Below are 14,249 nucleotides of genomic sequence, written 5' to 3'. Positions count from 1 at the left end.
TTTACGCACCTTTATGTGCCAGACAGGCTGTTGCCTCTAACACCGCCACTTGTTCTTGTAGCTGATCCAAATCCTGATCCTGCGCGACACACTCAGCGAACACCTCAAACAAGCGACGATTGACGTCCGAAAGCAGTGTCACTTGAGCTGGACTGTAATTTTTGTTCATGTAACTCATCATCACGCGCAGAGTTTGCTCGCCATCAATGCTCTCTTCCATGACTTCAAACTGCAGCCCCAAACCCGATTCACTTTTGTCTGGATCAACTTGCTGGAAGCGGACACGCTCGTTTTCAGACAGTTCAAACGCACCATGAAACTTGTTCTTGGCGTGCAATTGAATGAAGACTTCAAACATATGTCCTTCGGTGCCGTGGTCAACCCCTTTTAAGCCCTCTTCAATCAGATCAATAGGAATATCCGTGTAAGACATAGAGTCATTGATGCTGTTTTTTACCTGCTCAATCAACTGCCAGATGGATTTGACCCCAGCGAAATCGACCAATTGCACGCCTAGCGTAGTGAAATACCCGACCGTATCAAAATAGTCTGCATCCAAACGGCCAGCGGCAGGTGTGCCGACGATCAGCTTTTCAGGCGCACCCAGTAAGCGTAATGAAGCGGTAATAGCGGCATACACCACGTTGAACAACGACGCACTGCGCGCTTTAGCCAAAACATACAGCTGGCGACTGACGCGCTGAGGAATTTTTATTTCTACCCAACCGCCTTCACCACATTCGACCTGTTGTTCAACACTTAACGGATGATGAGCGGGAAAGATCGGCTCCGCCCAAGGCAGCCCTTCAAATTTGTTCAGCCAGTAGGATAAATGCGCTTGGTTAACATCGGAAGCACGTTGTTTTCTGGCGAACTCATGGAACGGTCGTGGCTGCATTGGCCACTGCGGTTCGCGACCTTGAACATAACACCGATAAGCCAGCGCCAATTCATCCATCATGGTGTTCAACGACCACTCATCCAGTACGATGTGGTGGAACAGCAGAGACAAGTACTGGGCTCCGTCAGCATCGTCCGTCACAAACCTCAGCCGCAGGGGCAATTCGTTGTCCAGATCAAACGCGTACTCGGCTTCTTGCGCCAAAAGGTCGTTAATCGGCAATCCTTCACTTTGCTGCGAGGTCCAAAACCATTGATAGTCTGCCAGTTTTTCTACCGGAATCACTTGTTGATATGGCTGGTTGTCTTCGGTGGAAAATCGCGTACGCAGCCCAGTGTGGCGCAGCAAAATTGCATGGAAAGCCCGGCCAAATGCCGCTTCATCAACACGATCCAAAAACTTCAGCGCAAACGGCAAATTGAAGATATTGTTGAGACCAACGCTGGCGTATTTGCTCATCGCTTTCCACAAAGAATTTTGTGCCAATGACAAAGGCGCTTTGTCCAATGCGATGGGGTTGCGCTGCGATGGTACTGCTGCCTTGGCGTCGAAGTGAGACGGCTGATGCACTATCGCCTGATATACTCTCGCCTGTTGCGCCAACTGTTTCGCACTCGGGAAGCTGAACATGTCGTTGATGTGGATTTCTATGCCATGATCCGATAGCAGTCGACCAATCACTCTGGTCGCGATGAGGGAGTGGCCACCAAAATCAAAAAAGTCATCGTCAGCTGCCATCGTTTGACTCGCAAGCGCCGTACGAAACTCTGCCAAGATCGCCGCTTCCACCGCAGCTTGCGTTTGCTCATGAGTTTGCATCGTGGTGTTACTGATGTTTGCTGGCTCGCGGTTGTCAGACTCATGCAAATGCAACGATCTGGCGGCTTTGCCTCCAATCAGGGCGACAAACTGCTCAAGCATAAAGGCGCCAATGTGTGGCGATGCATCAGCGGCCAGTGTTAGCTCCAGCACCAATGCTCCCTGACAATTGAGACCCACACCTAACGTTACCGCAAACTTGGGATGTGCCGCGGCAAACAAACGCTTTTCGGCGTTGACCTGATCCAATTGCAGATGCACCGAAGGGTCCACCAGCCAAGTAACGAGGGCTGCCCCTTGTTGACCATGATAGGAGGCTGAATAATGTTCGCGGCTTAGGTTGAGCTGCGCCAGTATTTCCGCACTGCTGCGCTCAATCGGGGCGAATACATCAGTGACCTTAACCGCGATTAACCCCGTTTCAATCATCGCGCCATTAAGCTCAAACGCTCGACGTTCCACATCATAAGGCAGATATAAGTCGAACTGTTGAGCGTGGGCGTTGACCGCTAAATAGCGAGCAAACAGTGCGGCAATGACAGAAAGCACCTCTTTTTTATTCGGTTGAGACACCCCATAGTCATCCAGCACACTGCCTTGTAGAGAAACACGATACTTACGAGCAAGTAACGAGCGCTCGGGTGAATGCGTTGGCGTCGCTGGCCAACTTTGCTCGATCACAATGTCAGGCTGCGCACTTTGCAACCATGCAAAGCAAGTATTGCCGATATCCCTTTGAGGGGTGAGAGGCGTATAGCCGACATGAGCACTTCGGCCCGGTGAAGCCCCTTCCCAATCGCGCTTCAACGACGGCTGGTTGTAGCGCGCACTCAAACGCTGGAACACACTTTGCCAATCCATTCGCTCACTGAGGATCTGGTGCGTCACGACGCCAAGCACGACACCGTCAATGTCACCGCTGTACAAGACAAAACGAATCGGCGCATCGTCATCTAGGGCTATGGGTTGGTTTTGCAACGCCATTAAATGCTGCATCGCCTGTTCGAGTGAAACAACATTCTCGATATCAACACGGAGTAAACTCGCTTCAACCCCTTGCTTAGTCAGACCTAACGCGTCATTAAACAGGTAGCGCTGATTGAAAATGGGAAAATCTTGCGACAACTGAGAAAGCGCAGCCACCAATTTACCCATGTTCACTTCACCAGTCAGATAGTAAGCGGAAGCATACTGGCTACGTCCATCACCATGTTGTTGGTGATACAGCCAAACTCGTTGCTCAAACTCGCTCACGCTAAGCGATGGCTCGATGGTTTGTTGTGGGATACCGTCTCGATAGGCTTCCAGCTTGGAAACATCCAGGTTAAGCGTCATATTCCTTTCTCCAAAAGGCGCCATTGCGCCATTTCACGGCGATAAAATCGGTTAATAAATTAAGGCTGGCTATGCGAGTAAAGCCGCAACCTGTTGCGCAGATTGACAGCGAAGCAACTGCGAGGCGCTCAACTGGCTAGCAAAGCGTTGATTCAAAAGTGAAGCAATGCTGACAAGGTGAGACGGAAGTAATCCCCTCGACAAAAATGCCAACTCTTGCGCATCATCGAAAGGCTCATCTGTCGCGATCACTTGGCGATAAATCTGTTCAATCTGTGCAAGTAGAGTTGGCTTCAGCACCTCCCCTTGCTCACGCTTGGTATGCATGGTGGATTTGCTTGGCAGTAAAGAGGCCGCCACTTGCGCTTGGCACTGCTTTCTATCGACTTTGCCATTGGCGGAAAGAGGCAGAACGGTCATCGGCATAAAGTGGGTTGGGATGTGCGATTGAGGTAAACATTGCTGAGCAAACTGGCGCAGTTGCTGAGCAGTCAGCGGCTTATCTGAATTCAGAGTAAAGAGCGCCGCCAAAGCACTATCCCCATTGCCATCGAGATGATCGACGACAACCGCATTGGCGATCAAAGGATGCTTCAACAGCTCTTTTTCAATATCCGGCAAAGAGACTCGCACCCCGCGAACTTTGACATAACCATTCACTCGGCTAGCGAAAATGATGTTGCCATCTTGTCGGTAGTAACCTTGGTCACCGGTTCGAAACGCGCGTACAGGCTCGCCACGATCATCATAGATGGTGACAAAATCCGTCTGCTTCAGTTCGCCGTTTTCTAAATAGCCTTGCGCTAAGTTCACCCCGACAGTGTAAATGCGCCCGACCACCCCTTGAGGCACATGCTGCTGCCTCTCATCCAAAATGAAATAGCGATTCCCCGGCAGTGGCCGTCCATAAGGAATGGTCGACACATCCGCATCCGTCAGTTCATGCCAAATACTCCAAATGGTGGTTTCTGTCGGTCCGCCAAGCGAAATCAGACGGGTCGAACTCTCCAGTGCACGGAGTTGAGCAATGGTCGCTGGTTTAATGTAGTCGCCACCTTGGGCAACCAAACGCAGCGATTGCAGTTGCGAGCCTTGCGTGCAAGAAAGCAGCATTTCCAAAATCGCCGGCACTGACACCCAAATCGTCACCTTATGCTGCTCGATCAATTGGTTCCATTTCAACGCGTCTTTTTCACCATCGGCGCCAGGAAGCACCAGCGTCGCCCCGGAGCTAAAAGCCGCAAACACGTCAAACACCGACATATCGTGGTGATACGGTGTCACGGACATGATCACATCCTGAGACGAAATCGACCACTCACGGCAGGTTTGACCAATGACATTGGACGTCGCTTGATTATTGACCACCACGCATTTCGGCTTGCCAGTGGTGCCTGAGGTATACAGATAGTAGGCCGTTTGGGTGCTTTGACTTAAACGCGACAACTGTTCATAACTCGGCAACGGAGCCTCACTTGCGATGGGGCAGAGGAGCTCTGAGAAGGTGACGGATTCCACAACGTCACCGTGTTGCGTGACCACCAGTTCCGCGTTGCAATTGCTGAGCAAATAAGCCAATCGGTCATGAGGTGAGGAGGCATCAATGGGTACCCATACCATGCCCGACAGTGAGCATGCCAACGTCATCACCAAGTGCTCCACACTTCGTGGAAGACAGATAGCCACCACGCTGCCTTGCTGCAACCCTCTGGCATTAAGGTGGCGCATTACACAAGTGACTTTCGAGCCCAATTCTGCATACGAAACCGCGGTTTCACCACAAATGATCGCCGTTTTTTCATTGGTTTCATCAAACAGTTGACGCGCAATGTGCGACAAGAAATCCGAAGGGTAACAGTGCGTTTCATCGCTATTGAGGCGATAGTGGGAAAGATCAAGAAAAGACGAGGTTGGCAAGAGTCCTTGCTGGGATTCAGACAGTTGTCGCAACAGCGTTTTGAGCGCATTGAGAATATCGCACACAACGTTCGTCTCCAGCGCATCCACCGCGTAATCGAAGCTGATAATGAGATTTTTCTGCTCATCGTAAGTCAGTCGGATGTCCAATGCCATTTGTGGTGTCTGAGTCACCCCAGAAAAAAGCGCCACATCGTCGGTTTCTTTGAGCGTCTGCCACGATAAGCCATTAGTGATCACCACAGGCAAAGCTAATGCAGGTGAAGAGCCATTCATCAATAGGCGGTTTACGTCCACCCCTGAAAAATCGAGGTGTTCCAGCGCTTCCAGTATATCCGATTGCAAATCAAGTGCTTGACTCAGCACAGAGGCGTCCGATTTGTCATGCTCCAAAATCACAAAAGTCGATTCATTGCCCGCCAACTCATCTTGCTGCGGTATCACCACCGGAAAACCAATTCGCATACCATTTTCGGTTGTCCAGCAAGCCAACACTTGCACAATAGCGGCAGTCAACAATGAGTTGACGAACAGACCATTTTCCGCCCCCATCTGGGTCAGTTGTTGCAGCTCAGAACGGCGAATTTGCAAGCTTTCTCGCGCATAACGAGAAGTGCGGATGGTCTCCAGCGGTTGCTTCCAAGGCAATGCTGGAGGCAAGCAGTCACGATGCAATTTTTCTTGCCAATAGCGTTCGTCTTGCGCTCGTTTCGCAGTATCTATGACGGCACCTTGACGCTTTGGTGAGCGAGGAGCCATCAAACCTTGAATGCCATCTTCTTGCTGACCAAGCAGCGCTGCGAGAATGATCGAATGACTGCGCCCATCAACAATCAAGGCATCAAAGCTGGTGAAAATAATGGTGTTTATTCGACTGGCGTACTCTGGGGGTAATTGAACGACACACACTTCCCAAGGCGAACCGCTTAAATCGTGCATTTTATGTCGATAGTGCTCGCGAAGTGGCTCCACCGCTAAAAGTGCTTTTTCACGAGAAAGGTGCTGAAAATCAAACGTTTTTAAATTGAGTTCAATAATGGGAGAAACAAACTGCAGCAATTTATCTTGATCGATGTGCGTCCTCAATGCCGGGATCTGTTCAACCAAGCGGGTGAGATTTTCTCGCACCGTCTCAGTTGCCAAGTTGCCGCGATATTCGCGAAACTCATGCATCGCAACGCCACCTAAGGCAATTTGAGTTGAACGCCCCAACAAATACGATTTCTGCAAGTTACTCAATGGCGTCGCCGCTATATCTTCCGACTTGGATAGCCCCAATGCTGCGTCTAGCTGTTCGAGCGTCTGATGCATGATTTGTGGGAACGTCGCAAGGCGACGAATCAACGCAACGTAATGAGCAAACATGGGCTCAATCACCTCTTGCTCCAAGAGATCCGCGCGAACATCCCAGTTAGCCAAAATGCCGCCATAAGCAGGGGCAATCTGCGCATCTAGCGTTACCTGTGCCCCTTGCGAAATCACCCAATTCATGTGGCCTAAACTGTCCGTCACTCGCTGAGAAAAGAGCTCGCCACCGTCGATATCCATACCGGAAGTAAACACCACGGGCGAGCGTTGCACCTGACCCGCCAAGCGTGACAAATCACGCATGACCTGCACACCTGAGTATGTTTCATGGCTCAGCAACAGGTTCAGTTGGCTCGCTACTTGGCGGCAATGCGACAGCAGCGTCTGTGTTTTGTCGACGTGAGCACCAAAGATCAGTAAGTTGGAAAAATCGCCTACGCACTGCTCTATCTGAGGATCATAAATACCACGGTGAAAAGTCGGTACGTTTAATCGGAAACGATGCTCACGCGCACCAGTGGCAATCACTTGCGAAAACAGGGCAAGAAATAGCTGTGTTAACGTGAGATGGTGCTCTTTCGCCAATGCCTCCAACGCAACGCGCTCTTGATGGGTAAACTGATGCGCCAAGCGCTGAGTTTGTGGACGAGCTTCGTTACCATGGCAGGACAAATACGGCAATGGAGGTTCAGGGGGCAATGATAATAAACGTGTTTGCCACCACTGTTTATCGCTGGCCTTGCGCTGTGCTAAATAGCGATCCGTTTGCTGATGGTCAAGGTAATGAAAATAGGTTAGCTGAGGCTCTTCGCTCACGGCTAAATCGGATTCTTGTGCAGACAGATAAAGTCGCGCTAAGTCTTCGACCACAATTCGGAAACTCTGCGCATCGCACGCAATCATATCCGCATCAATGTGCAATCGATGCTCATTATTGGCGAGCAAGGTCACACTGATCTCGATGGGGCTACTTTGATTCAAATCCAAGATTTGGTGGCTCATTCGCTCTCGCTTGTTATGCAAGAATTGCTCGGCCTCTTGCTTGGAATAGCGCGTAATGTCTTCCACCGTCAGTTGGTGACAAGCAGAAAGAGGGAGAATGTGTTGTTGCCCCTCTGCAGTGATCGTTAAACGCAACATGGGATGTTTCGCATACAGTGCCCGCACCGCCATTGATAACGCTTCGCGATTTAAATCTTGTCCATCGAACTCGGCATAGAGATGGGCAGCCAAGCCTTCCATCGCATTGCCTTTTTGCCTTCCTAACCAATAAGCGGCCTGCATTGCCGTCATTTCTTTCATGTTAAAATCCAAACATAGTCCATTCACTTCGCCTGTCGGTCTGTCGGCGCACAATTTGATAGCATTTTGCCACCCAAATTTACATTAATAATAATCATTATCATTTGCATGTAAAGCATTTAAAATGTCAAACAACGGTGCTTGTAGTGAAAGAATGTCAGTTCATCTTGTTGATTTTACTGGTTAGCATAGGGTGACTTGAGCAAGATTTCGGCTTGACATATCGATTCCTCTTTCTTAATAATCCCGCCATTAACGATAATAATTATCATTACATAATTTATTTTTAAAACTCAGTTACCGATTATGGCTCAGGGGGAAACATGCCTACGCTCAGCAAATTGATTCACTCCACTCCTTGTGGAACACTCCCTTCTGTGGAAGAGATCATTCAACATGCCTCACTGGACGAAGAGAGCGAAGCGTTTATTCGACAACGCCGCCAAGAGATCACTCGAATTCTGAATGGCCAAGACCCTCGATTACTGGTGATCATCGGCCCATGCTCAATTCACGATCCACAAGCAGGCCTTGAATATGCGCAGAAACTGGCCAACATTCAGCGTCAGCATGAAAAGCAACTTCTGATTGTGATGCGTACTTACTTTGAAAAACCACGCACACGCGCCGGATGGAAAGGGCTGATCGTCGATCCCGATCTCGATAACAGCCACGACATGAATAAAGGGTTGCTGCTCGCTCGACAATTCTTACAGCAAGTCATCAAGCTCGGCCTCGCGACGGCAACCGAGTATTTAGACACCACGACTTACCCCTATATTTCTGACCTAATTTGCTGGGGTGCCATTGGCGCACGGACAACTGAATCTCAAATTCACCGCCAAATGGCCTCGGCACTTCCCTGCCCTATTGGTTTCAAAAACGGGACCGACGGCAATGTTGATATCGCTATCGACGCGATACACGCGGCAAACTCACCCCATCTCATCTGTGTGCCAGGATTTGGGGCACGTACTCTCACCGCCATCAGCCATGGTAACCCCAATGGCCATATCATTTTGCGAGGTGGCAAAAAGCCTAACTACACCACCGAGCATGTTTGCCAAGTGAGCCAACAACTGGAAGCCAACGATCTTAACCCGCGCCTGATCATCGATTGTAGCCATGGCAATAGCCTGAAAGTGGCAAAGAACCAACTCGATGTGGCGAGAAACATCGCCTGTCAGTTGATCGACGGGGAAAAGTGCATTGCTGGCGTGATGGCGGAAAGCTTCTTGGTTGCAGGCGCACAAAAGATCTCCGATCGTCCGTTGGTCAAAGGCATGTCGATTACTGATGAATGTTTGGGTTGGGAAGAGACGGAAAGTATTCTCAATATTTTTGCGGAAGCGGTGAATGTCGTGATGATGGAGCACTTTTCCACCGTTGCCTAAATCACCAATGGACAGCGGGTTCGTTGAGATGGTTTAGGTCAAAATGATAGAGATAGAGATGTAGGAAGGTGGGGACTAGGGACTAGAGACTAGAGACTAGGGACTAGGGACTAGGGACTAGGGACTAGCAAACTAGAAAACTAGAAAACTAGAAAACTAGAAAACTAGAAAACTAGAAAACTAGAAAACTAGAAAACTAGAAAACTAGAAAACTAGCAACCATATCAAAGGAATGGTAACCATCCACCATTCCTTTTCTTTTACTTCGGCAAGTTATTAATTATCCCAGCAATTAATTATCCAATGTCGCACCGCCATCGACTCTGAGATCGTGCAAGGTAATGTGCCCTGCGTGCTCGGAAAGTAAAAACAGTACCGACCGAGCGATGTCTTGTGGCTCAGCCATTTTTCTTAACGGGATTCCCAAACGAAACTGCTCTAAATTCCCTGCAATGACTTGAGGTTCACCGTATTCTTCCGACCACAATTGCATCTGCATGTCTGTGCGCGTTGAACCGGGGCTGACGATATTGCAGCGTACCCCATATTCCGCCAACTCCATTCCCATCGATTTAACCAACATGTGCAACGCCGCCTTAGATGCCCCATAAGCCCCCATATTTGGACGAGGTGTATTGGCCGCATTAGAACCAACAATCACCATACTGCCTGCGCGTCGTGCTTTCATTCCTTCTGCCAAGACCTGCATCACCGCCAAGGTACCAAACGTGTTCACATTGAAAGTGTGCTCAATTTGAGCCAGAGGCATGCTCGCAATGGCGCCAAGATGCAACACGCCCGCACAACACACCAGGTGATCAAACGGGCCATGTTGTTCAACCATTTGCGCCACACGACAAGCAACAGACTCCGGCTGAGAAAGATCTAAGTGATAGCAAAATAACTGCTCGCGATAGCGGTTCATCAATGCGTCACTGTCTGCCTTGAGTCGTACTTCATCGATGTCCGTGGCGACCACTCGAGCACCCGCTTCAAGTAGATGCTGCATCACACTGAAACCAATGCCTTTCGCCGCACCAGTCAGAAAAACCGTTTGTTTTTCAAGAAATTGGTTAAACATAAAAAACGTTATCTCTTTAATCTGTGTCCACTTATCCCGTCATGGATATCTGCACCCATGCTATAAATTCGTGATTTAATGCACAAAAACAAACTTAGATATTAATGATAATTATTATCGTTAGCATTTAAATCATGATAACTGTAATCTTACTCCACTGAATAAGCAACCTATACCCAACCGATGACATTGCAGGCCAGACACACATGTCGACTCAAAAACATAACGAGTCTATGGCATTGAGATCAGTCCGTCGCCACCACCGCAAGGTCGATTCAGTTGGGAAAAGAGTGCACTCCTTTATCCGCACCTTGCGCCGCTAAAAGAGTACTCTTTCGTATACCACGATCTAAATATCTAGAGGGATCTGTTATGAAACGTGAAGTGATTGGCTATACCAAAATGGCAAACGAACTGTTGGATAACGAACTACCATCGTCGCCATTTTTCTTCGCTTCTCCAAATAACACTATGATGGGCATTGGTGTTCAAGAAGAGCGTCTTCAAACCTTGCCATTTTCTGAACTGGCTGATGTGGCAAATAACATGCTCAAAAACGCCAAAACTAGCGAATCAGACAATCCAGTTTTGTTTGGTGTTGTGCCATTTAATCAGGAAAACATGACTCGATTTGTTATTCCACAGACGTTGTACATCTCCAGTAGCACCCGCGCTTCGCAAACGTCCGCCACCTCAGCACCACAAGCTCGTCTTATTTCTTCGCCAAGTGGCCACCACTATAAGCAGGGGGTGCATGATCTCTTGGGGATGTTTGCCAATCAGGAACTCTCGAAAGTCGTACTGTCTCGTGCGATAGAAGTGGCGACAGAAACCGACATTCAACAGCAAGCCTTACTAAGAAACTTGCTCTCCATTAACGCCAAAGGCTACACCTTTGCTGCGCAAATTGGCGACAACCAAAAATTGATGGGAGCCAGCCCAGAGCTGCTTGTGGCCAAAAAAGGCAGCCACCTGATTTCCAATCCGCTGGCTGGTTCAAGACCACGTTCAGAGTCTGAGCAACAAAATCAGGCGTCCATTCAATCGCTGCTCAATACGGGCAAGGATCTCCATGAACACGGCTTGGTAGTGGAAGAAGTTGAGCGCGTCATGAGCAAGTATTGCTGCAATTTGTACACCCCGATGGTTCCGTCTGTCATCGAGACCCAGACGATGCTTCATCTTTCTACACAACTCGAAGGACAAGTATTGGATCCTGCCATCAATGTGTTGCAAGTGGCTGCGGAGCTGCATCCCACCCCAGCGGTCTGTGGCTACCCTCGCGAGAAAGCCTATGAAGCGATCAAAAGATTGGAACAGTTTGATCGCGGTTATTTTACCGGCATGGTCGGATGGTGTGATTCGCGTGGAAATGGGGAGTGGGTTGTGACGATTCGCTGCGCAGAAGTGCAGCCGCGTAGGATGAAGGTGTTTGCTGGAGCGGGCATCGTCAACGAGTCACAACCTCAAAGTGAACTTGATGAAACAGGGGCCAAAATGAACACCATCTTAAAAGCCGCAGGGATTCAACTGAACGAAATGTTAACGGCGTAAGGTATCGGCATGAACTCTGTACAATCTGATTTCACACCATGGCCAGAGCAGATGGCGAACGATTATCGCCGCCTTGGCTTATGGCAAGATAAAACGCTCTATCAGTATCTCAAGCAATCCATTATTCGCTACCCGACCAATATTGCCATTGTATGCGGCCAACAAAGCATCACATACGCTGAGCTTGAGCGAAAAATCCATGCGGCCGCCAACGGGTTTCGTTCGCTGGGCCTCTCTGAAGGCGATAACGTGATTCTGCAGATGACCAATATCGCCGAGTTCTATATCAGTTACTTTGCGCTGATTCATCAAGGCATTCGCCCAATATTGGCGTTACCCGCCCATCGTCACGCTGAGATTAGCTACTTCTGCCAACATGCCCAAGCCAAAGCGTATCTGATCGATGGCCAAACTCGTGGTTTTGACTACCAAACGCTGGCCGAAAAACTCCTCAAAGAGAACCCATGTTTGCGCCATGTTATCGTCAGAGCCAAGCACTCCGAGCTGCTGCAATCTCATTTCATCTCATTTGACGACTTTCGCGATGAACGAGAACTGCCCCCTGTCAGTAACGCAAGTCAGGTTGCCTTTTTTCAACTTTCCGGCGGGACGACGGGCACTCCCAAATTGATCCCACGTACGCACAATGATTATGCTTACAGTGTGGTCGGCAGTAACGCTATCTGTGGTTTTAATGAGTACACACGCTATCTTTGCGCGCTACCCGCTGCGCACAATTTTCCGCTCAGTTCCCCAGGTTCGCTTGGGGTATTTTTCGCTGGCGGCACCGTTATCCTGACGCAAGACCCAACGCCCAAAGCGGCATTTCCTCTGATTGAACGTCACAAAGTAACCGTATCGGCTCTGGTTCCCCCGTTAGCTTTGCTGTGGATGGATGCGGCGCCACACGCACGCTACAACTTATCGAGCTTACAGTTAATCCAAGTTGGTGGTGCTAAGTTGAGCCAAAGTGCGGCAAAAGCTTTGCCAAAAGCACTCAATTGCCAGCTTCAACAAGTGTTCGGCATGGCAGAAGGGCTAGTGAATTATACTCGCCTAGACGATCCGCTGGAGGTGATCATCGAAACGCAAGGTCGCCCTATATCCGCCCATGACCAAGTGAAAGTGGTCAATGAAGCTGGTGAAGAGGTTGCGTGCGGAGAAGAAGGTTTTCTCCTTACCCAAGGGCCTTATACGATTCGCGGCTACTACCGAGCACCGGAGCACAATCAGCGTTCGTTCACTCACAACGGTTTTTATCGCACTGGCGATATTGTGAAGATAACAGAGCAAGGCAATATCATCGTCACAGGCCGAGACAAAGATCAGATCAATCGTGGCGGTGAAAAAATCGCGGCGGAAGAAGTGGAGAATCATTTACTGGGCCACAGTGCGATTCATGATGTGGCGTTGATTGCCATTCCCGACCGCTTGTTGGGTGAGCGAAGCTGCGCAGTGATCGTCACCAAACGTCATCTCAATATCACAGGAATGGAACTAAAACGCTACTTACGCAGCAAAGGGTTGGCGGACTATAAGATCCCCGATGTGATCCAATTTGCCGATACTCTGCCCAAAACATCCGTAGGAAAGATCAACAAGAAACGCTTACGTGAATCTTACGCCCAGCTTGGTTTGAGTGCTTAGTAGCGAAAAGTAAGTCGTGAACAGAACGGAATAAAAGAAACGGAATAAAAAGAAAGCCGATTTCAATGAAATCGGCTTTCTTCTGTTTCGAGGCGCTATCGATGAACAACGGCAGTGGACTAATACGCTGCATCCATCACATCATGACGTTCATCGTGATACGCTTCTTCCGTCTTACCTCTTTTCCAGTAAGGAATCGCGTAGAGCTTGTCACGCGCGATCTGATAGTCATTGCGCAAGATCTTACGGCAGTTGATCACACTCTGGTTTTCACCCGCGATAAAAGCAGACAGCGAGGTCGATTTCTCCGGGGCGGGTAGTTGCTTAATCGCCTTAGCTAATGCGGGCTCGGCATCATGAGGATTGCGCATTAACCAATTGATGGCCATCTCTTCTGGATGAACAAGATCGTGAATATCTTCAATCTCATCCACCTCAATAAACACATAGCCTTTGGCGTCACTGGGCAACTTTTCCAAGATGGCACTAATCGCAGGCACCGCCGAGAGATCACCCGCGATTATATGCCAATCCGCGGGTTCAATGAGCGGATCAGGCCCTGCTGGCCCAATTAAACCAATCTGCGAGCCGATGTCTGCCTTTAGTGCCCAACCACCGCCCGGAGTCTCCTCCCCATGCGTCACAAAATCGATGTCCAGCTCATTCACCGCCGCACGATATTGTCTGACCGAGTAAGCTCTCGGAACGGGTTTGTGTTCAGGCCAAATGACGTTGTCCCCTTCTCGCACCGGCAACTGGAGAATGCCACTTGCTTGGTTGGGGAAAAACACTTTGATGTGCGAACCATTTTGGTCTTCCGGGAAGCCGATTAAATCCTCTCCGGTTAACGTTACTCGGAGTAAGTTTTTTGAGATGGTTTCTTTGCGTACAAAATCCAGCAACATTGGATAGACGCGCTCTGGGCTGTCACTCATTCTTTCACCTAATCTTTTTTGTTATTTTTGCCTAGCTGACGTTGTTATCTTTGACC

7 protein-coding genes are annotated in these 14,249 nt (G+C 49.3%); 3 read left to right on the top strand and 4 right to left on the bottom strand.

What is annotated here, in order from left to right; translation table 11 throughout:
- Position 1: 1 nt before the first annotated feature.
- Positions 2 to 3,055: a condensation domain-containing protein gene (locus tag AOT11_RS19290; protein WP_017421583.1), complete on the bottom strand. Its 3,054-nt coding sequence runs from the start codon at positions 3,053 to 3,055 to the stop codon at positions 2 to 4.
- 69 nt (positions 3,056 to 3,124) lie between these two features.
- Positions 3,125 to 7,582, bottom strand: a complete 4,458-nt coding sequence (locus AOT11_RS19285) for an amino acid adenylation domain-containing protein (RefSeq protein WP_017421582.1) — start codon at positions 7,580 to 7,582, stop codon at positions 3,125 to 3,127.
- Positions 7,583 to 7,905: 323 nt separating this feature from the next.
- Between AOT11_RS19285 and AOT11_RS19280 the strand changes: the two genes are divergently transcribed.
- Entirely contained in the window at positions 7,906 to 8,976 is a 1,071-nt protein-coding gene (locus tag AOT11_RS19280) for a 3-deoxy-7-phosphoheptulonate synthase (RefSeq protein WP_017421581.1), read from the top strand.
- A gap of 292 nt (positions 8,977 to 9,268) precedes the next feature.
- Here AOT11_RS19280 and AOT11_RS19275 read toward each other — a convergent pair whose 3' ends face one another.
- Positions 9,269 to 10,057 (bottom strand): 2,3-dihydro-2,3-dihydroxybenzoate dehydrogenase, encoded by a 789-nt coding sequence (locus tag AOT11_RS19275; RefSeq protein WP_017421580.1) that lies wholly within the window; start codon positions 10,055 to 10,057, stop codon positions 9,269 to 9,271.
- Positions 10,058 to 10,429: 372 nt separating this feature from the next.
- Here AOT11_RS19275 and AOT11_RS19270 point away from each other — a divergent pair, with 372 nt between their 5' ends.
- Both AOT11_RS19270 and AOT11_RS19265 read left to right on the top strand, forming a co-directional pair.
- Positions 10,430 to 11,611 (top strand): isochorismate synthase, encoded by a 1,182-nt coding sequence (locus AOT11_RS19270; protein WP_017421579.1) that lies wholly within the window; start codon positions 10,430 to 10,432, stop codon positions 11,609 to 11,611.
- Positions 11,612 to 11,620: 9 nt separating this feature from the next.
- Positions 11,621 to 13,258, top strand: coding sequence for a (2,3-dihydroxybenzoyl)adenylate synthase (locus AOT11_RS19265; protein ID WP_017421578.1), 1,638 nt, complete (start codon positions 11,621 to 11,623; stop codon positions 13,256 to 13,258).
- 119 nt (positions 13,259 to 13,377) lie between these two features.
- Here the strand turns inward: AOT11_RS19265 and AOT11_RS19260 are convergent, their stop codons facing one another.
- Positions 13,378 to 14,193: a siderophore-interacting protein gene (locus tag AOT11_RS19260; protein WP_017421577.1), complete on the bottom strand. Its 816-nt coding sequence runs from the start codon at positions 14,191 to 14,193 to the stop codon at positions 13,378 to 13,380.
- Positions 14,194 to 14,249 lie beyond the last annotated feature (56 nt).

Source organism: Vibrio vulnificus NBRC 15645 = ATCC 27562 (assembly GCF_002224265.1).
Lineage (GTDB): Bacteria > Pseudomonadota > Gammaproteobacteria > Enterobacterales > Vibrionaceae > Vibrio > Vibrio vulnificus.
The sequence above is the reverse complement of the archived record's forward strand: the minus strand, read 5'-3'. Positions and strand labels throughout refer to the sequence as shown.

Excerpts from the sequence above, each read along its gene's own strand:
- AOT11_RS19290 (WP_017421583.1), bottom strand. The coding sequence starts at position 3,055 with ATGACGCTTAACCTGGATGTTTCCAAGCTGGAAGCCTATCGAGACGGT.
- AOT11_RS19285 (WP_017421582.1), bottom strand. The coding sequence starts at position 7,582 with ATGAAAGAAATGACGGCAATGCAGGCCGCTTATTGGTTAGGAAGGCAA.
- AOT11_RS19280 (WP_017421581.1), top strand. The coding sequence starts at position 7,906 with ATGCCTACGCTCAGCAAATTGATTCACTCCACTCCTTGTGGAACACTC.
- AOT11_RS19275 (WP_017421580.1), bottom strand. The coding sequence starts at position 10,057 with ATGTTTAACCAATTTCTTGAAAAACAAACGGTTTTTCTGACTGGTGCG.
- AOT11_RS19270 (WP_017421579.1), top strand. The coding sequence starts at position 10,430 with ATGAAACGTGAAGTGATTGGCTATACCAAAATGGCAAACGAACTGTTG.
- AOT11_RS19265 (WP_017421578.1), top strand. The coding sequence starts at position 11,621 with ATGAACTCTGTACAATCTGATTTCACACCATGGCCAGAGCAGATGGCG.
- AOT11_RS19260 (WP_017421577.1), bottom strand. The coding sequence starts at position 14,193 with ATGAGTGACAGCCCAGAGCGCGTCTATCCAATGTTGCTGGATTTTGTA.